Here is an 18387-nt window from a genome sequence, read left to right as displayed (position 1 = left end):
GATAGGTCAGGTGTGTAAGCGTTGTGAGGCGTTGAGCTAACTGATACTAATGACTCGAGAGGCTTAACCATACAACCCAGATGGGTTTTACTGAAAATGTTCCAGACATTTTCCAGTACTTCCTCCTTCCCTGGAGGTCGTACAGTACTTAGCTTGAATATGAACACTTAAGAAGTGTGAACTCAAAGAAGCTTTCCGAATTTAATTTACTGCCTGCGACAATAAGACGGGTAGTGAATAACAAATTTGCTTGGTGACAATAGCATTGTGGTCCCACCTGATCCCATCCCGAACTCAGAAGTGAAACGCAATCGCGCCGATGGTAGTGTGGGGTCTCCCCATGTGAGAGTAGGTCATCGCCAAGCGCCTAATTTGGTCAATGACCAGACAGAGTTGGAGCGGTAGTTCAGTTGGTTAGAATACCGGCCTGTCACGCCGGGGGTCGCGGGTTCGAGTCCCGTCCGCTCCGCCAACACAAAGAGATAAGCCTCATCGAAAGATGAGGCTTTTTTCGTTTATGTGTTGAAAAATCTGCTCAGACTCACTTTCAGCGGTGTTTTACTCAGCCTCGTTTATGTAAGTTATTCTGAAACCACTCTTTTTATTAAAAGGGTTTAGCGGTTTTCTTTATGATAGACTGCTAGTTTTTACGGCTGGACAGGTCAGTTTTTCATTTGTGGGTGAGGTGGTTGTGCGCCACTTGGCAGTATTGAACTGTGTTTCTGCCCTCAGATAAATTAAACGGTATAATGTTTACCAATTTTTACGAGTAATAAAATGAATTGTCGTCTAGGTTGCGGTGCTTGCTGTATTGCACCTTCAATCAGCAGTGGGATCCCTGGTATGCCAAATGGTAAGGCGGCTGGAGAGCGCTGTGTGCAGCTCAGTGATGACAATTTATGTTTGATTTTCGGCTCGCCTGATCGTCCTGCGGTTTGTAGTGATTTTGAAGCGTCTTTAGATGTCTGTGGGGATTCAAACGAAGAGGCGCTCTGGTTGATCACAAACCTTGAATCTCAAACATCTCAATAGTTTATTGCTGACAGGTGAATTATGCAGTTAACACGCTATACCGACTTTGGTGTTCGCACGCTGATGTATCTGGCGGTTCAGCCCGATAGAACAACCCTTTTTAGGATCGCGGAGATTACCGAGGTCTTCGATTTGTCGCCAAATCATGTCTCGAAGATTGTGCACCACTTAGGCAAGTTGGGTTATCTGGAAACCATACGCGGCAAAATGGGCGGATTTCGTTTAGGTAAACCAGCGAGCGAAATTAACCTTGGAAAGCTTATTCGTGCGTTAGAGAACTCACTGGCTCCGATTGATTGCAGCAAACCTTACTGTCGTTTCACTCCTGCCTGTCAGTTGAAGGGTGTGTTAGCCCAAGCCGTTGAGGCGTATTTAAACGTGCTCGATCAATACAGCCTGCAGGACATTGTGAGTAATCGAAATGAGCTGCTGGCACTGCTGCCAGATATGACTATTTCTGTCTTACAGCTGGATTAGCGCCTTTCTCATGGGCTAGTTCGATGGGCAGCAAGTTTGATGTCGGCACTAGCTCAATGCCTTCCGCCTTTAGGCGCGCTAAGTTCGTTTTTAAGAAGTGAATGGTTTCGGGGTAAGGATGGGCGATAGCCACTAGACTGCCTTGCGAGTGAGCCTGACTTATCATCAAATTAAACTGTTTTTCCAGCGCTGCAGCACTGACGTCATTATCGAGAAAGAGTTGGCGTCGTAACAGTGGCACGCCGAGCGAATCTGCCTTATCTCCTGCCTTAGTGAACTTGGTTGTCATACTATCGACAAAGTAGAGCTGCTTCTGCTTTAGCGTTTCCATCACCCATAGCATAGGATCATCGAGCTGCGTCAGCAGACTTCCCATATGATTGTTGGCGCCTTTAGCAAAGGGCATACTGGCGATGGCTGCAAGTACACTGCTACGGATCTGTGATTCGCTCATATTATTCGTTAAACCACCAACACCTAAGGCTTTACCATTGAGTGCCTGCATGGGTAAGTGCAGCATAATCTCATGGCCTTTGGCATGCGCGGCTTTAGCTAATTTACTGCTGAGCGGTGTGTGTGGCAACACCGACAAGGTGACTGCGCTGGGAAGTGACAGCACAGCTTCGTCGGTGTGGCGGTAGCCAATATCATCGATGATTAGGGCGATTTGAGCCGCATTGCTTGGCGCAATGCACAGGGCCCAAAGGGTCAATATGTAAAATAAACGCACTATTTCTGCTTATTAGTCATGATGTTGCATCCAAGCGATTGCCGAGGTGACTATGCTGTCTTGGCTGACATCGGTTCGTGCTGAGATGGCGTCGATTATAGCCATATTCTTTTGATTGGAGCCAGTTTCGGTTGCAACTTTAATGTCGGGCACTATGCCGATATTGTGAATGTTTTCCCCTCTGGGGGTGTTGTACTGGGCGATGGTGAGCTTGATGGCATTACCGTCGTTTAGTATGGGGATTAGGCTTTGCACTGTGCCTTTGCCGAAGCTGGTTTCACCGAGCAGTTTGGCGCGGCCATTTTCCTGCAGGGCCGCGGCGAGCACTTCGGAGGCGGAGGCCGAGCCTTTATTGATCAGCACTAACATAGGTACATTGGTCAACATGGTTTGCGGTGAGGCGTAATAGTCGGAATTGGCATCGAAGAAGCGGCCAGAGGTCGAGACGATTCGGCCCTTCGCTAAAAACAAGTCCGCAATTTTGATTGCCTGATCCAGCAAGCCGCCGGGATTATTGCGTAGGTCTAATATTAAGCCTGTGAGATGCGCGTTTTGCCACTGGCTTAAACTGCGTACCATATCCTCGGTGGAGTTCTCTTGGAAGCTACTGAGCCTAATGTAGCCGATATTGCCATCCAGCAATTTGCTAGTGACAGATTGAATGGTGATAGTGCTAGGTTTGAGTGATACCTCGAACTGAGCGTCATCATTATGGTGCTTCAGGGTGAGGTGAATACTCTGATTACTCAGACTATGTTGTTTGATTTGATTGAGGATATCCGCAAGATTGGTTTCGGTCGTTGGCGTGTTATTCAGCTTGATAATGATATCGCCCGCCCGGATCCCAGCCTGTTCGGCGGGGGAGTTGGCGAAGGGCGCGATAATGCTGATATGGTCTTTATCGCTGGCGACTTCAAAACCAAAGCCGAAGTATTCGCCGCGATTGGAGTCTTTTAAGTCGAGTAACTCTTGGTGATTTAAAAAGCTGGAATAGGGATCTAAATGCTCAAAAATCCCTTTAATGGCGGCTTGCACCAGCTCATCTTTGGAAACGGTTTTAACGTAATAGGTTTCGACCGTTTCTAATACATCCTGCAATAGCGGGTAGTCGAAGTCACTCTGATATGACTTGGCATTCTCTTGGCTGGAGAGGCTAATGGACAGGCCTAGGCTTAGGCCGAGTCCAACGCAGACGATATTGCGGATTAGTTGTTTCATAGCCGTCCCCTGTGTTGATGGGGACGGCTACCTTAGCAACAGTACTGATTAACGACAGTACTTGGCTGGATCGACCGCTTGCCCCTTATACCTTATTTCAAAGTATAGGCCAGGCTCTGTCTGTCCACCCGAACGTCCGACTAAAGCAATCGCTTCACCAGTTTTGACCATGTCCCCAGGGCTTTTTAACAGGGCCTGAGCATGGCCGTAGAGGCTCATATAACCTTTACCATGGTCGATCACCATCACCATGCCAAAGCCTTTTAGCCAGTCGGCATAGATGACCTTACCGCCGGAAACCGCGCGAATATTTTGCCCTTCGGGTGCTGAGAGCATAGTGCCTTTCCACACCACTTGGCCGGATCTCGGGCTGCCAAAGCTGGCACTGACGCGACCTTTGGTCGGCCATTTGAGTTTTCCGCCTTGTTTATCGAAGCCTTCCATCGAGGGGTTATCACGCATCGCCTTAAGCGCTTGCTCAACCACTCGTTTTAAGCTGGCCTCTTCAATTTGCAGTTGTTCGAGTTCGGCGCCTTTGGTGTTCAGGGTGCGCTGTAATTCTTTTAGGGTGAGCTGGCGTTGATCTTGTTCTTGGTTCAAGCGCTTAGATTGCACTTGTTGCTCGGCCATCAGCTTAGTTAATTGTTTTTGCTTGCTGGTTTGCGAGACTTTAATTTCATCTAGTTCGGTGATGGTTTTCTTTAACTCGTTAATCGAGTTCATGCGTGCCTTGTTGAGGTATTGGTAATAGGCCAACATCCGCTCAATCGTGGCGGGACTCTGCTGATTCAGCATCATCTTAGTGTAATCGTGGTTACCGGCAAGATAGGCGCTCGAGAGTTGTTTTGAGAGCGTTTTTTGCTGGCTGACCTTGAGGGTTTCTAACTCTTCTTGGCGTTGTTTGAGTTCGGCGAGTTTAGTATCAATCTGCGCCAAACTGTTTTTGGTGCTATTGACCTTTTTGGCTGCCGCCGCAATCGCCTCTTCATCGCTACGCAGCAGAGCGAGTAACTTTTCCCGCTGTTTACTGGTGTTTTTGAGCGCGCTTTGTTGTTGGTTGATTTGCGCTTGAATGGATTTCAACTCGGACTGACGCTTCTCCAAATCAGAAGCGTAGACCGAGAAAGATAACATCATAAAGCCAGCAATAATGCTGGCTTTAACAGGGAGTCGAGTGCTCACTAGGTAACAACTACTCTTTTACGTGGATTAAGGGCTTACCCGTCATCTCTGCGGGAATGGTTTCACCCATCAGGTGCAGAATCGTTGGGGCGACATCGCTCAGTTTACCACCTTCATCTATGGTGGCGTCACGGCCAACAAACACAAAGGGTACAAGTTCACTGGTATGCGCCGTATGGGCTTGGCCAGTGGTCTCGTCGGTCATCTGCTCGGCGTTGCCGTGGTCAGCGGTAATAATACATTCGCCGCCTACTTTCGCCAGTGCATCAACTACGCGGCCGATACAGGCATCAACAGCTTCGCAGGCTTTAACCGCCGCATCGAAGTTGCCAGTATGACCCACCATATCACCGTTCGGATAGTTACAGATAATCACATCGTATTTGGCGGATTCAATCGCCGCGACTAACTTATCCGTCAACTCGGTTGAGCTCATCTCGGGTTGTAAGTCGTAGGTTGCCACTTTAGGTGAGTTGATCAGGATGCGATCTTCACCGTTGAATGGCTCTTCCTTACCGCCGTTGAAGAAGAAGGTCACATGGGCGTATTTTTCAGTTTCGGAGATACGTAACTGAGTACGGCCACGGTTTTGTAGCACTTCACCTAAGGTATTCACTAGGTTTTCAGAAGGATAAGCGATAGGCGCTTTGATATCGGCCGCGTATTCGGTCAGCGTTACAAAGTTAACCTTTGGCGTCACCGCACGTTCAAAACCGTCGAAATCGGCATTGATAAAGCTGCGGGTGATTTGACGAGCACGGTCGGCGCGGAAGTTCATGAAAATCAGCGCGTCGCCATCGTTCAAGCTGGCAACCTTTCCTTCACTGTCGGTAATGGCAGAAGACGACACAAACTCATCGTTTTCATCACGGCCATAAGCGGCTTCTAACGCGGTCACGGCGTTATCGTATTGGAACTTCGCCTTGCCTTGGGTGATAAGATCGTAAGCCTGAGACACGCGGTCCCAGCGGTTATCGCGGTCCATAGCAAAGTAACGACCAATAATCGAGGCGATACGGCCATGGCCCAATGTAGTAAACAGATCATCAAAGTGGCTTAGGCTGCCTTTGGCGCTGCGAGGTGGGGTATCGCGACCGTCTAAGAAGGCATGCAAGTACACTTTAGTGGCACCGCGCGCTACGGCCATACGGCACATGGCTTCGATATGCTCTTCATGGCTGTGTACGCCACCGGGAGAGAGCAGACCCATAATGTGCACTGCACCACCGGCTTTGATGGCCGCATCGACGGCATCACAAAGGGCTGGGTTTTGTTCAAACTCATGATCTGCAATGGCTTTGCTGATGCGGGTCAGCTCTTGGTAAACGATTCGGCCAGAACCTAAGTTGATATGGCCTACTTCAGAGTTCCCCATCTGCCCATCGGGCAAGCCTACATCTAAGCCTGAACCTGAAATTAAACCGTGGGCATATTGGGCGTTGAGACGGTCGAGCACTGGTGTGTTGGCGTGGTAAACCGCATTCATATGCGTATTTTCACGGTAACCCCAGCCATCGAGGATCAACAACGCGATTGGACGTTTAGTTGTCGTCATGGTGATACCTTTAAAGTTTAAGGAAGCTAAAGAAATCTGAAATTGGTTAAATATTACTACGTAAGCGGGGTACGAAAAAGCGCTTTACCTAGATTAAGGTCATCGAATCGCTATTTGAGCCGATTCTGTGAGCGCCAAGAGAAGCGAGATGGCGCAAGGGCTGAGCTGTGTTCTAGAACTGTGACTAAACTGCTGCAATCTGCCAAGGCAATGGGTATACTCTGTGCCCTTATCGAATTTTTCGCCATTTATACGGGCTGTAACCATGCAAGAATATATCGAATTTTTTAAGGCTCACACTCTGCTAAGTCTGGCTTGGGTGGGTTTGTTTGTAATGCTTGTGGTCAGTGTGATCAAATCGAGCTTTTCAAAAATCAAAAATGTCACTCATCAAGAACTCACTATTATGGTAAACCGACAAGACGCTAAAGTCGTGGATGTGCGTTCAAATGACGAGTTCCGTAAGGGCCATATTGTTGATGCAGTTAACGTTACGCTCGCGGATATCAAAAATAATCAGGTTTCAGCCCTTGAAAAGTTCAAAGGCAGTCCCATTATACTGGTATGCAATGCTGGCATGACCTCGTCTCAAGCGGCTCAGCTTTTAAGTAAACAAGGTTTTGAAAACCTATATAACTTGAAAGGTGGTATGGGTGAATGGCAGGCAGCGAATATGCCTGTTTCAAAAAGCAAAAGATAAGTTGTCGGCGGCAGTTATGCGCAGTGCTGCATAGTTAATTGATTTATGCAGCCGTAGCGTCATCATTGTTTGGCATACTAATCCTGTGGTCACTAAGGGCTTAAATTAAGTATTTAGATTGACTTCAAAAGTACCCCGTTAAGGGAACGTTGGGACGGTACTGAGATCTCATACAGGCATCAAAGCACAAGCCCGAGCGAAATAGACAAAAAGCCAGCCGGATAAGCGTTGGCATAACATTGATAGGATAGGTAGGAAATTATGGCTGAAGTAGCAAACAACGAACAACAAGCCCCACAATTCAACATCCAACGTGTTTACACCAAAGATGTTTCTTTCGAAACACCTAACAGCCCAGCTGTATTCCAAAAAGAATGGAATCCAGAAGTTAAGTTAGATTTAGACACTCGCAGCGCTAAATTAGCCGACGACGTATACGAAGTAGTTCTGTCTTTGACTGTGACAGCACAAAACGCTGGCGAAACTGCATTCCTGTGTGAAGTACAACAAGCGGGTATCTTCTCAATCGCAGGTCTCACTGAGCCACAACTGGCTCACTCATTAGGTGCATACTGCCCTAACATCCTATTCCCATATGCGCGTGAAGCTGTAGGTAGCTTAGTGGGTCGTGGCACTTTCCCACAACTGAACTTAGCACCAGTAAACTTCGACGCTCTGTTCGCACAATACGTGCAACAACGTCAAGCCGCAGCCGCTGCACCAGCAGCCGAAGAAGCTAACGCTTAATTACATGAAAAACTCTGCCGATATCACGGTGTTAGGGGCGGGCTCTTATGGCACCGCCCTTGCCATCTCTTTAGCCAGCAATGGTCATAAGACCTTGTTGTGGGGGCACGATCCTGCCCATATGCAAACGCTCGCTCAGGACAAATGCAACCAAGCATTCCTGCCTGGTATTGCCTTCCCCGAGTGTTTACATATCGAAGCCGACTTAGCCAAAGCCTTAGCGGCCAGCAATAATGTGCTGGTTGTGGTGCCTAGCCATGTGTTTGGCTCTGTATTGGCCCAAGCTAAACCTTTGTTACGCCAAGATGCTCGCATCGTATGGGCGACCAAAGGACTCGAGCCTGAAACCGGACGTTTGCTGCAAGATGTGGCCCGTGATGTGTTAGGCGAGCAATATCCGCTGGCGGTATTGTCAGGACCGACGTTCGCGAAGGAATTAGCCATGGGGTTACCTACGGCGATTTCGGTTGCGGGCACCTGTCCGAAATTTACCGCTGAGCTAGTGGAATTGCTGCATAGCCCTAAACGCTTACGTGTTTACGCTAACGACGACTTTATCGGCCTGCAATTAGGCGGCGCGGTGAAGAACGTTATCGCCATTGGCGCGGGGATGTCCGACGGTATTGGCTTTGGTGCTAATGCCAGAACGGCGTTAATCACCCGTGGTTTAGTCGAGTTAACCCGTTTAGGCGAAGCCTTAGGCGCCAGCACTGCCACCTTTATGGGTATGGCTGGGTTAGGCGACCTAGTGTTGACTTGTACCGACAACCAATCCCGTAACCGCCGCTTTGGGTTAGCCTTAGGTAAAGGCTGCGATGTGGATACCGCCCAAGCCGAAATCGGCCAAGTGGTTGAAGGTTATCGCAATACTAAAGAAGTGTTTACCCTAGCGAAGCGCATGGGCGTCGAAATGCCGATCACCGAGCAAATCTACCAAGTGCTATACCAAGGCAAAGCGCCCTTGGATGCCGCCAAAGAACTGCTCAGCAGAGAAAAGAAATCAGAAACGCCAGCGCAATAAAGCGCAAGCCGTGATGATGCTGAATAAAATAAAGGGTGCTAAAATAGCGCCCTTTTTTATACGTGGACTTCTGGTGCAAGAAGTATCCCCGATCGCCATGGCCCATGATGTTCCCTACATCAGGCGGGCATTTCCTCCATCCTTGGAGGTCAGATGGTGAAAGAGGGGATTTATACGTGGACTTCTGGTGCAAGAAGTATCCCCGATTGCCATGGCCCTTGATGTTCCCTACATCAGGCGGGCATTTCCTCCATCCCTGGAGGTCAGTTGGTGAAAGAGGGGATTTATGTCCGATCGCCACCGCCTTAATGTGATAGGCAGCAGTCTGCATTGGCTGTATCCATTAAGGCTGGATGCTGAACGCGGAATATCTACCCCAATATCAAAGACCAATAGCGTAACCAAGTCTTTTAACTATTTGGGATGATGACAATGGCCAAATCAATTTATCGACTGGAGTATGAGTGTGAAACATCATGATGTAATTATTATCGGAGCCGGCGCCGCAGGATTAATGTGTGCTGCAACAGCGGGTTACCGAGGTCGTGATGTACTGGTACTCGATAATGCCAAGCAGGCTGGGCGTAAAATCCTTATCAGCGGTGGCGGCCGTTGTAACTTTACCAACCTTAAAGTCGAACCCGCCAACTTTATCTGTGGTAACCCGCACTTTGTCAAATCCGCATTGGCACGTTATCCATCGCAGCAGTTTATTGAACTGGTTGAGCGCCACGGCATTGAATACCACGAGCGTGACCATGGCCAGCTGTTCTGTAATGACTCGGCCAAAGAGATAGTCACTATGCTGCTGACCGAATGTGAGTGGGCGGGCGTGAGCATTAAACTTCGCACCGATATTCTGACGGTGAGCAAAACCGAAGCAGGCCGCTTTGAGCTAAACACCTCAAATGGCGAGTTAAGTTGCGACTCCTTAGTGATCGCCACCGGCGGTTTATCCATGCCAAAACTTGGCGCCACGCCTTACGGCTATCAATTGGCCGAGCAGTTTGGGCTTAAGGTGTTGCCAACTCACGCGGGTCTGGTGCCTTTTACTTGGCACAGCGAAGATAAAATTCGCTTCGAACCGCTGTCGGGCATTGCGGTACCTAGCCGTATTACTGCCAAAGATGGCACCGCCTTTAGTGAAGCCTTGCTCTTTACCCACAGAGGCTTATCTGGCCCCGCTATTTTGCAGATTTCCAACTATTGGAAAGCGGGCGAAACTATAGAAATCAATCTATTACCCAATATGGATGCCGCACAGGCCATAGAGCAACAACTGGCCGCACATCCTAAACAGAGTCTGCGTAATACCTTAAGCCAGTGGTTACCTAAGCGGCTGGTGGAAGTGTTATTCGATGAGGCTTTACTCAACAAAGCCTTAAATCAGCTGGTTCATGCAGAACGTGCCAAGTTAGTCGACGATCTGCACCGCTGGACGGTGTTAATGAATGGCACCGAAGGCTATCGCACCGCCGAAGTCACTCTCGGCGGCGTGGATACCCATGAACTTTCCTCCAAAACCATGGAAGCCATAAAAGTCCCCGGCCTGTTTTTTATCGGCGAAGTGATGGACGTAAGTGGTTGGTTAGGCGGCTTTAACTTCCAATGGGCCTGGGCATCTGGCGTGGCGGCTGGACAATCGGTTTAGTCTGTTTGGGAACAATAAAGTTTGAAGAAATATTTAGAAAAATTAAATGAACTTGAAATCGCTTGCCATAACAATTTTAAGGATGACTCAGATGAACATTGGGTTGATGAAGAATACGTCCGTATAAGAGTTGATGCTCTCAAGTTGCTAAGTAGCGCAAGCAAAGAGTTAGAGGCGAATGAACTTACTAGTTTTAGATTGAAAATAGTACAGTTCTTTTGTGCCAATATGGGATGTCATTTAGATCTTAAAGTGCTTGAATCCGAAGATGCAAATGTACTGTCGCAAAATGAGATCGAATTTATATTGGGAAATTCTCAGTTAGCGCGGTGGAATACGTAAATTAAATATCCCCCATGACAATTGGCTCAAGCTGATCACAGATTTTGGCAAGCTATTTCATGGCCCAGTAGGAACCTTGCAAGAACTGAGCGATTACTGCGAACATCTTGAAAAGCGACGACGGCACTTTGCGGCAAGCTGTCAGCACTTTCATTGCAACAGATAGCGACTATATCCCTTCGACAGCAATCATTGCCTAACACTTCCCAAGCACTATGGGATGACTTACCTCGTCTGAAATACACGATTTTTAATGAATTAGTGCTAATTTTTGCCTCAGAAGCTGCCCCTACGGTTTTTGATGGTTCTTTTTTAAATAATATTAACTTTTACAAGTTGTAGGCAAACTGAAAGTCCGTTATGTTGTTTATTTAAATTGGGTGGTCAAATTTAGTCGGCCAAATTTATTGTCGGAAAATCGAAAGTGATTATGTTATTGTTTACTTCGGGTGATTCTATTTTTTAGGTAAGATTATGGAACTAACTGATCCGAACTATGTATTAGATTTGTTCAAAAAACTAATAATGAATGTTTTTGAAGAAATGAGAAACCCAACAAACTCTTTAGACTTAAACGAAAAATTATAAACGGAATATTGGATTAATAGCTCAGATAGACGTATCTAATATTTATTTACGTTTATCTTATATTTTTCACCAAATCAATGAATTAAAAAATCGTGTTGCTTTAGAAAATGAATTTCAAATTAGTCAATTTAATTATGAGACGATGCTAAGGCAGTTTTGTGATGATTACCATGATGTCGTAAATGTCGCAGCATCCATAAAAAGTAGTTTAGACCAAAGGTCTGGTTTGCTGGGTCTATTCAAAGGCTACAATAATCCGATTGAAACCATATTGAGTGGAAAAAGCTACCAATTAAACTTTCAGCAATTGCGTAACAAATTTTCTTATCATGCAGCAGTTCTTCAGCAGTCAGAAAAGAAAACGATAGATACAATCGCAAAAGATTTAGACGAATTTATGCTTAACTTTACTTGAGGCTGCAAAACTGGACATCTAGGCTTAATTGCGCAGTAGTTAACCTCTGATTATGCTTGGTTAAGCATTGAAGAAATTTGAAAAACTATACATATTGAATATTTTCAGGATAAAAAAGAGTAAAATTTGTCTATATAGACTCGCTTTTTTAACGAAACAAAAAGTGGGGCGCGCTAATTATTACATTAATGCCCCACTGTGTCGGTTGTTGATAGCTCATAGCTAAGCGAATTATTTTTTTGGGCGCGCCTTAGTGTTTTCCTTACCCAATTGCCAATTTGGTTTCTGCATAGCGCAGTTTCTTTACCCTTGGGTTGGCAAGAAAGTAGGCCAACATTAGTGGGCCGAGGCGTCCCATAAACATCATAAAGATGATAATCCCTTGGCCTGCACTGGATAAATTGCCTGTCAATCCGCGGGAAAGTCCGACGGTGCCGAGGGCGGATACGGCTTCGAAGGCGATATCCATTATCGGGGCTTTTTCGGTGAGCACGAGGGCGAATATTGCCAGCCAAGTGACGCCGATGGAGATCATCGTCAGGGCGAGCGCCTTGCTAATGGTGTCTTTGGGGATTTCGCGCTTAAACACATACACGGCTTCATCGCGACGTAAATAGCCGTAGGTGGCGAGAATAAGCACCATAAAGGTCACGACTTTAATGCCGCTGGCGGTACTGAGGGAGCCGCCGCCGATAAACATCAACACTAAAATCAATAGGGTGGAACCATCCTCGAGTTGGTCTATGGGTAGGGTGTTAAAGCCTGCGGTGCGCGGGGTTACGGCTTGAAACCAAGAGGCCAACCATTTGCCGAGTTCGCTTAAGGGCGCGAGGGTGTTGGGGTTGTTGTACTCAATCAGGTAAATGGCTATCACGGCTACGGCGTTGATTAGTACGGTGCCAGTAATCATCATACGGCTGTAGACGGTGAGTTTCGACCAACGTTTATTGCGTTTAAGGTCAATCCAAACCGAAAAGCCAAGGCCACCCACAATAAATAAGCCGGTGATGGTGAGGTTGATAACTGGGTCTGCCACATAGGGGATTAAGCTATCTGGGCTTAGGGCAAAACCCGCGTTATTAAAGGCGCTAATGGTATAAAAGAAGCCATGAAACAGGCTGGTTTGCCAGCCAAGCTCGCCGCTCCAGTAGACGGATAAAATCAGCATTCCCACGGCTTCAACCAATAGTGAAAACACCAGCACGGCCTTAGCGGTCGAGACTAGGGTGGAGGTATCGGTTTGATTAAACGCTTCTTTCGCCACCGTTTGTTGTAAGAAACCTATCTTACCGCCCAGCGCTATTAGCGTGACGATGGCAAAGGTCATCAAACCTAGGCCGCCGCATTGAATTAACAGCGCGATAATCACTTGGCCAAAGGGCGTGAACACACTGCCGGTATCGACAACAACTAGCCCTGTGACTGTCACCGCTGAGGTCACGGTAAAGAGGCTTTGCAGCCAAGTAATAGGCGACTCTGTGGCAATAGGCAGTTTAAGCAAGCAAGTGCCGACCAAGATTAGCAGAGCAAAGCTTGCACTTAAGATAAAGGGCGGCGCGCCAAAGAGTTTTTTACTGGTTTTCGGTGTGTGCTCTAGGGGGAGCGAAGGATGCCATTGAACCACGTTACACCAACCTTGGTGCGAGTTGTTTTAACTCGGCACGGCTACCGCAGAGGAATAGAGCATCCTCTGTATGCAGGCTAAAGTCGCTATCAATCTTGCTAAATACGCTCTGCCCGCGCTTAACCATCAGCGGTGTGACTTTGCCTTTAGGGCTGCGTTGTACGTTGGTTTGCTCATCGGTGTTTTTTTCTTGTAGGCTACCTAGCAGTTGGCCAACTGTGACTTGATGTAAATGGGCTTTAATATGGATTTCAACAATATAGAGCCCATCACCTATGGCGAGAAAGTTATTCACCATAGGGTAGTTTAGCGACTGGGCGACGCGGATCCCCATATCTTCCTCGGGGTGAATAATCCGCGCGACATCGAGTTTAGACAATATGGTGTGGTGTGCTTTATTGCTGGCTTTAACCCAAATATTTTGCACGCCGAGATTTTTCAGTGCTAGGGTGCAGAGCAAGCTCGATTGCATATCAAAACCGATAGCGACAATCACGACTTCACTACTGGTAAGATCGAGTTCCCGCAGCGACGCCTCATCGGCGCAGTCACAAATCACCGCTTCAGTAAGACTTTCTACATATTTTTCAACAGCTTTGTGGTCATTGTCGACACCCGTAACCGTATGACCTAAGTGGATCAATTCTCTGCTTACAGCAACGCCGAAGCGGCCTAATCCGATGACAGTAAAATGTGCCATTTCATATCCTTTTGTGGTTGAGCTAAAGAGTGAGGCGAGCTGGCCTAGGGCGGGCCGAGGTCGGTGAGTCGATACCCTAAACCGGGCTCGGTTTTGATCAGTTGTTGTTCGTCGCTGTCGTTGAGCTTTTTACGCAGTTGGCGGACTAAAATCCGCAGATAGTGACTATCTTCTTGGTGAGTCTCGCCCCAGATATTGCGCAGCAGTTCGCTCTGTTTCAGCAATTGCCCAGGGTGGGACATTAACTGAACCAGTAGGGCAAACTCTTTTTTGGTGAGGGCGATTTCCTGCTGGTTAAGCCAGCATTGATGGCTGCTCTTTTGTAGAGTGAGTGGGCCAAATTGCAGCAAATCGGCGCCACTTGAGGTATCCACAAGATCACGAACCAACACCTTAATACGTACGATTAATTCCCTGATGCCAAAGGGTTTGCTTAGATAGTCGTTAGCGCCTGCCTCGAGTAGGCGGATTTTTTCTTCCTCCTGATCGCGGGCGGTTAAAACCAACACGGGGGTCTTATCTTGCTGGCGCAGTGTATGGAGTAGTTCGATGCCATCACCATCTGGCAGGCCGAGGTCGAGCACGATAAGGTGTGGCTGATGGCTGCGGTACTGTTTGAGCGCCGTGGCTATGCTGGTGGCGCTCAAGTATTCAAAGCCTTCCGCCTCGAGTGAGATCCGCATAAAGGTATGGATTTGTGGCTCATCATCCACCACTAACACCTTGTAAGCCATTTATGCACTTTCCTTCGTTATCGGTAACGCGATGCGGATCAGGCTGCCTTGAGCAACATTTTCGGCACTGATACGCCCGTTATGGGCAGTAATAATCCCTTTGGCGACAGGCAGACCCAATCCAGCTCCGCCATCGGTAGAGGGATGTTGGCGGTAAAACAGTTCGAAAATCGCCTCCTTTTGAGATGGGGCTATGCCTTGTCCTAAGTCTTGAATATCGATACGCAGCATATCTTGGTGGCGATAGAGGCTTACGATCACAGGCTGGTTGGTGGGGGAATAATGCAGGGCATTATCGAGCACATTAAAAATCGCCTGTTCAATCAAAGAGCTGCAAATCATTAATGGTGGTAGCTCTGGCTCAGTATGAATTTTGATTCTGGGTTGCTCAGTTTGAAAGCGAGCGATAGTGCGCTGTAGCACTTCGCGTAGATTGGCTTCATCTAGGCTAAATTTGAGCGCACCATGTTGTAACTTAGTGGCTTGCAAAAGATTTTCGATATATTGGTGCAGGCGATGACTCTCGGCGGCGGCCGAGTCGATAAGCTCCTCGGTTTGCTCTGGGTTGAGCTTGGCTTGGTATTCCTTCAGTGTGGTTAAGGTGCCGATAATGGTCGCAAGGGGCGTGCGTAAATCGTGGGAGACCGAGAGCAAAATGCTGTTTCTGAGTTGTGCCTGTTCGAGTGCATGCTGCTGGCGGCGGTAATGTTCGGCCAATTTGCTGCTAGTCAGGGCGACCAGCAAAAACACGCTTAGATTGACTATGTCTTCGATATTAAACATCTGCAACGAATAGCGTGGCGCAGTAAACAAAAAATTAAAGCTTACAGCGCCAAACACGGCCACAAAATAGGCGTAATTGGCGCTGCATTGCAGGGCCACAGCGACCACAGCGAGTTGCAGGATAAGCAGTACGGCAATGGCCGAGCCTGAAAATACATCAATAAAATAGCTAGTTATCAGTACGATCACTAACAATATGGCGGTAAATAACGCGGGATGCGAGCGCCAGAATTGGTTGATGGATACTGTGTTTGCAAAAGTCATAACGGCTAAGGCGTTGCGGAAATTAAGGGTACTTTAGCAAAGGCCTGTGGGGATAGCGCGTAAAAAATCCGTAAAATTTTCTGGGGTTTGGCGTGTGGGTGTGGTCTGGCTTTAGCGTCAGGTTGGCGGTTTTGCTCGCCGCCTTGCATCAGATAAGGGCTGCAATACCACCATTAAGCGAGGCAATCTAGCTCGATTGCCTCGCGTTAACGCGTTAACGGCAGGGATTAATGACCGAGATTACCAAGGGATGGGCGGCGGCATTAAGCGTTTGCCGTTATAACCCAGCACTGTAGCAAAACGCGGGGACTTGGCCTCCCAATCAGCTTGGGCGCTGGCGATATCTTCCTTGCTGTGGCCGACAAAATTCCACCAAATACTGACGGTGTCGGCGAGGGGGGCCCCGCCAATCAGCAGTATACGTGCACCAGGGTGAAGGTCGAGCGTTACGCTCTCGCGCAGCATGCCAAGGTAAGCGAGATTATTGTTATCAAAGGATTCATCGTCGATATCGAATCGGCCCTCGAGCGGCATTAGGCCATATTCAAAGCGCGGAACCAGCCTGAGTGTTAGTTGAGTGGCCTCTGCTGCGAAGATATCAAGCGCGACGACCGGCGAAAAGTGCAGTGTGGGCGCCTGTTTATCCTTCCACGAGCCAATCAATAGGGTGAATTCGGCGCCCGCCTCCTGCCAAGTGGGCAGCTGGGGATAATGGTCGAACCTCGGAGCTGTGTCTTTGTGTTCCAGCGGCAGCGCAATCCATAGCTGTACCGCATGCATAGTGCGATGACCTTCGACGGACTCTTCGGTGTGGGCTATGCCATTGCCCGCGGTCATCAGGTTTACTTGCCTCGGGCGGATCACTTGGGCGCTACCTAGGCTGTCCCTGTGCATGATTTCTCCCTCCAGCATCCAAGTGAAGGTTTGAAGGCCGATATGGGGATGCTCGCCCACATTCATTAAGGGGCCGTCGGTGACTGGGCCAATATGATCCAGAAAACACCAAGGGCCTATGAGTCGACGCGGTTTTTGTGGAATCGCCCGCGCTACGGGTATCCCGCCCACATCACTGATTTTTGGGGCAATCTGCTGGATTTGGATCCGCCCATCTTCGACGGGACATTCCCTTGGGCCGCCGTAAAATGGCGATGTTTGCATTTGACTCATCTCGACTCCTTATCTTCATTTAGACACGGATAGACTTAACATTTATGCTGGTGCAGCGAGGCGATGTTTCGCCCTCAAGGTCTGTTACTCGATGCTCGACCTTAATGACTTTAACGCAATATTGGGAATAAGGGATGTTAACAGACCCTCTTTTTTGGCTGGTGGCGATTCCTGCGGTGTTGATCACTGGGATCTCTAAATCGGGTTTTGCCGGCGGCGTCGGTGGTTTGACTGTGCCCCTGCTAGCGCTGGCCATAAGCCCGGCAACCGCGGCGGCAATCATGTTACCTTTGCTGATTTATATGGATTTTTTAAGTGTTCGTTCGTGGTGGGGCCAACATAATCCACGCCAATTATGGATCCTTTTACCCGCGGCGATTGTGGGCATAGGCATAGCCTATTGGCTGTTCGACCGATTAAACGAAGATTACTTACGGGCTATTTTAGGCTGTGTATCCTTAGGGTTTGGTCTTTATGGCTTGGTTTTAGGGGATAAAACCCAAGCAACGCCTTCGCCACTCGTGGGGCGGCTCTGCGGCTTAACCGCAGGTTTTACCAGCTTTGTGGCCCATGCGGGCGGGCCGCCACTCAATGCCTATTTGCTGCCGTTACGCTTGGCTAAACCAGAGTTTTTAGCCACGGCCGTGGTGTTTTTTGCGGTGGTGAATCTGGTTAAGTTGGTGCCCTACAGTCTGCTTGGGCAAATTAACCAAGGTAACATTCTGATCTCCTTGTTGCTTGCGCCTTTGGCTTGGTTAGGCGTAAAACTGGGGCTGTCGATCCAAGATAAAATCAGCGATAGGCTGTTTAAGCGTATCATCTTGATTTTAATGGTACTGGTGGGTATTCGTTTACTGTGCACGGCGTTATAGTTTTAAGCTTGGGATTAGCTTAGGCTGTTACCATCGTTTTTTTCACGGTATGTTAGTTATCGCTTTGATAGCACCCGATATTACGCAAGAATTACCCGCGATGAGTTTTACGCTAATGAAACGATTACTGATAGTTATCTTGGCCTTAGGTCTTGGCGCCTGTGCGAGCGCGCCAGAACCTAAGCCTGTGGTAAAGCAAGTTGAACCCGTCTCGGTATGGAATGATAGCAATATCGCCGAATTGCATTCCGAATGGCGCGGCGTGCCCTATCGTTTAGGGGGCGCGACCAAGAAAGGCATTGATTGCTCGGCCTTTGTGTCGGTCGCCTATCAAAAAATGCTGGGCATGACTTTGCCGCGCACCGTTCAAGCGCAGCAAGCTCTCGGCAAACCCGTGGCGCGGGATCAACTGCGTAAAGGTGACTTGGTATTTTTCAAAACGGGTTGGAGCACGCACCATGTTGGCATTTATGTGGGCGGGAATAATTTTCTCCATGTCTCGACGAGCCATGGGGTAAAAATTTCGAGCCTGCTTAATAGTTATTGGGCATCAAAGTATTGGAATGCAAGGCGAATTTAAGCCTT

At 48.2% G+C, this 18387-nt stretch carries 18 protein-coding genes, 1 tRNA gene, 1 rRNA gene and 1 pseudogene; 12 read left to right on the top strand and 9 right to left on the bottom strand.

From position 1 onward, the window contains the following. Positions 1–249: 249 nt before the first annotated feature. From rrf to SHD_RS03865, 4 genes are all read left to right on the top strand, one after another. Positions 250–365 (top strand): 5S ribosomal RNA (rrf, locus tag SHD_RS03880). A gap of 30 nt (positions 366–395) precedes the next feature. After that, a tRNA-Asp gene (locus SHD_RS03875) sits at positions 396–472 on the top strand. Between the two features lie 305 nt (positions 473–777). Next, positions 778–1032 carry a YkgJ family cysteine cluster protein gene (locus tag SHD_RS03870; protein ID WP_011624688.1) on the top strand — a complete coding sequence of 85 codons (255 nt, stop codon included), beginning with the start codon at positions 778–780 and terminating at the stop codon, positions 1030–1032. A gap of 21 nt (positions 1033–1053) precedes the next feature. Beyond that, positions 1054–1509, top strand: coding sequence for an Rrf2 family transcriptional regulator (locus SHD_RS03865; RefSeq protein ID WP_023265937.1), 456 nt, complete (start codon positions 1054–1056; stop codon positions 1507–1509). Here SHD_RS03865 and SHD_RS03860 read toward each other — a convergent pair. From SHD_RS03860 to gpmM, 4 genes are read right to left on the bottom strand one after another with little or no spacing between them, the layout of a single operon-like run. Beyond that, a complete protein-coding gene (locus SHD_RS03860; RefSeq protein WP_023265936.1) occupies positions 1484–2239 on the bottom strand; it encodes a divergent polysaccharide deacetylase family protein in 756 nt (251 codons plus the stop codon). The two genes, SHD_RS03865 and SHD_RS03860, sit on opposite strands and share 26 nt — an antisense overlap. Before the next feature lie 12 nt (positions 2240–2251). Next, the gene (locus tag SHD_RS03855) at positions 2252–3457 is read right to left on the bottom strand and encodes a S41 family peptidase (protein ID WP_023265935.1); all 1206 of its coding nucleotides are present in this window, start codon (positions 3455–3457) and stop codon (positions 2252–2254) included. 48 nt (positions 3458–3505) lie between these two features. After that, positions 3506–4639 carry a murein hydrolase activator EnvC family protein gene (locus tag SHD_RS03850; protein WP_011624692.1) on the bottom strand — a complete coding sequence of 378 codons (1134 nt, stop codon included), beginning with the start codon at positions 4637–4639 and terminating at the stop codon, positions 3506–3508. Positions 4640–4649: 10 nt separating this feature from the next. Continuing rightward, positions 4650–6194, bottom strand: a complete 1545-nt coding sequence (gene gpmM / locus SHD_RS03845) for a 2,3-bisphosphoglycerate-independent phosphoglycerate mutase (RefSeq protein ID WP_023265934.1) — start codon at positions 6192–6194, stop codon at positions 4650–4652. Between the two features lie 265 nt (positions 6195–6459). Between gpmM and SHD_RS03840 the strand changes: the two genes are divergently transcribed. From SHD_RS03840 to SHD_RS21545, 6 genes and pseudogenes are all read left to right on the top strand, one after another. Continuing rightward, the gene (locus tag SHD_RS03840; RefSeq protein ID WP_011624694.1) at positions 6460–6894 is read left to right on the top strand and encodes a rhodanese-like domain-containing protein; all 435 of its coding nucleotides are present in this window, start codon (positions 6460–6462) and stop codon (positions 6892–6894) included. A gap of 261 nt (positions 6895–7155) precedes the next feature. Next, positions 7156–7641: a protein-export chaperone SecB gene (gene secB, locus SHD_RS03835; RefSeq protein ID WP_011620882.1), complete on the top strand. Its 486-nt coding sequence runs from the start codon at positions 7156–7158 to the stop codon at positions 7639–7641. A gap of 4 nt (positions 7642–7645) precedes the next feature. Next, on the top strand, positions 7646–8662 hold the full coding sequence (gene gpsA, locus SHD_RS03830; RefSeq protein ID WP_011620883.1) for an NAD(P)H-dependent glycerol-3-phosphate dehydrogenase: 1017 nt from the start codon (positions 7646–7648) through the stop codon (positions 8660–8662). 466 nt (positions 8663–9128) lie between these two features. Next, positions 9129–10313 carry a BaiN/RdsA family NAD(P)/FAD-dependent oxidoreductase gene (locus SHD_RS03820; protein ID WP_039977439.1) on the top strand — a complete coding sequence of 395 codons (1185 nt, stop codon included), beginning with the start codon at positions 9129–9131 and terminating at the stop codon, positions 10311–10313. A 21-nt stretch (positions 10314–10334) separates the two neighbouring features. After that, positions 10335–10655 carry a hypothetical protein gene (locus tag SHD_RS03815; RefSeq protein WP_023265932.1) on the top strand — a complete coding sequence of 107 codons (321 nt, stop codon included), beginning with the start codon at positions 10335–10337 and terminating at the stop codon, positions 10653–10655. Continuing rightward, a pseudogene (locus SHD_RS21545) lies at positions 10648–10821 on the top strand (transposase); the annotation flags it as partial. The gene SHD_RS03815 and the pseudogene SHD_RS21545, both read left to right, overlap by 8 nt. Before the next feature lie 1099 nt (positions 10822–11920). Here SHD_RS21545 and SHD_RS03805 read toward each other — a convergent pair. The 5 genes from SHD_RS03805 to SHD_RS03785 form a co-directional block, all read right to left on the bottom strand. After that, positions 11921–13282 carry a TrkH family potassium uptake protein gene (locus SHD_RS03805; protein ID WP_023265930.1) on the bottom strand — a complete coding sequence of 454 codons (1362 nt, stop codon included), beginning with the start codon at positions 13280–13282 and terminating at the stop codon, positions 11921–11923. Position 13283: 1 nt separating this feature from the next. After that, positions 13284–13982 (bottom strand): potassium channel family protein, encoded by a 699-nt coding sequence (locus tag SHD_RS03800; RefSeq protein WP_023265929.1) that lies wholly within the window; start codon positions 13980–13982, stop codon positions 13284–13286. A gap of 44 nt (positions 13983–14026) precedes the next feature. After that, on the bottom strand, positions 14027–14716 hold the full coding sequence (locus SHD_RS03795) for a response regulator transcription factor (protein WP_023265928.1): 690 nt from the start codon (positions 14714–14716) through the stop codon (positions 14027–14029). Next, on the bottom strand, positions 14717–15763 hold the full coding sequence (locus tag SHD_RS03790; RefSeq protein ID WP_023265927.1) for a sensor histidine kinase: 1047 nt from the start codon (positions 15761–15763) through the stop codon (positions 14717–14719). A 240-nt stretch (positions 15764–16003) separates the two neighbouring features. After that, positions 16004–16930, bottom strand: coding sequence for a pirin family protein (locus tag SHD_RS03785; RefSeq protein WP_023265926.1), 927 nt, complete (start codon positions 16928–16930; stop codon positions 16004–16006). A gap of 134 nt (positions 16931–17064) precedes the next feature. On the opposite strand from SHD_RS03785, the gene SHD_RS03780 reads away from it, so the two are divergent. Further along, a complete protein-coding gene (locus SHD_RS03780; RefSeq protein WP_023265925.1) occupies positions 17065–17802 on the top strand; it encodes a sulfite exporter TauE/SafE family protein in 738 nt (245 codons plus the stop codon). A 115-nt stretch (positions 17803–17917) separates the two neighbouring features. Beyond that, positions 17918–18382: an NlpC/P60 family protein gene (locus tag SHD_RS03775; RefSeq protein WP_039977464.1), complete on the top strand. Its 465-nt coding sequence runs from the start codon at positions 17918–17920 to the stop codon at positions 18380–18382. Positions 18383–18387 lie beyond the last annotated feature (5 nt).

Source organism: Shewanella decolorationis S12, assembly GCF_000485795.1.
GTDB lineage: Bacteria > Pseudomonadota > Gammaproteobacteria > Enterobacterales > Shewanellaceae > Shewanella > Shewanella decolorationis.
This window is presented reverse-complemented; position numbering and strand designations above follow the sequence as displayed.

Coding starts and splice junctions, on each gene's coding strand:
- SHD_RS03870 (WP_011624688.1), top strand. CDS start 778: ATGAATTGTCGTCTAGGTTGCGGTGCTTGCTGTATTGCACCTTCAATC.
- SHD_RS03865 (WP_023265937.1), top strand. CDS start 1,054: ATGCAGTTAACACGCTATACCGACTTTGGTGTTCGCACGCTGATGTAT.
- SHD_RS03855 (WP_023265935.1), bottom strand. CDS start 3,457: ATGAAACAACTAATCCGCAATATCGTCTGCGTTGGACTCGGCCTAAGC.
- gpmM (WP_023265934.1), bottom strand. CDS start 6,194: ATGACGACAACTAAACGTCCAATCGCGTTGTTGATCCTCGATGGCTGG.
- SHD_RS03840 (WP_011624694.1), top strand. CDS start 6,460: ATGCAAGAATATATCGAATTTTTTAAGGCTCACACTCTGCTAAGTCTG.
- secB (WP_011620882.1), top strand. CDS start 7,156: ATGGCTGAAGTAGCAAACAACGAACAACAAGCCCCACAATTCAACATC.
- gpsA (WP_011620883.1), top strand. CDS start 7,646: ATGAAAAACTCTGCCGATATCACGGTGTTAGGGGCGGGCTCTTATGGC.
- SHD_RS03800 (WP_023265929.1), bottom strand. CDS start 13,982: ATGGCACATTTTACTGTCATCGGATTAGGCCGCTTCGGCGTTGCTGTA.
- SHD_RS03795 (WP_023265928.1), bottom strand. CDS start 14,716: ATGGCTTACAAGGTGTTAGTGGTGGATGATGAGCCACAAATCCATACC.
- SHD_RS03790 (WP_023265927.1), bottom strand. CDS start 15,763: ATGACTTTTGCAAACACAGTATCCATCAACCAATTCTGGCGCTCGCAT.
- SHD_RS03785 (WP_023265926.1), bottom strand. CDS start 16,930: ATGAGTCAAATGCAAACATCGCCATTTTACGGCGGCCCAAGGGAATGT.
- SHD_RS03780 (WP_023265925.1), top strand. CDS start 17,065: ATGTTAACAGACCCTCTTTTTTGGCTGGTGGCGATTCCTGCGGTGTTG.
- SHD_RS03775 (WP_039977464.1), top strand. CDS start 17,918: ATGAAACGATTACTGATAGTTATCTTGGCCTTAGGTCTTGGCGCCTGT.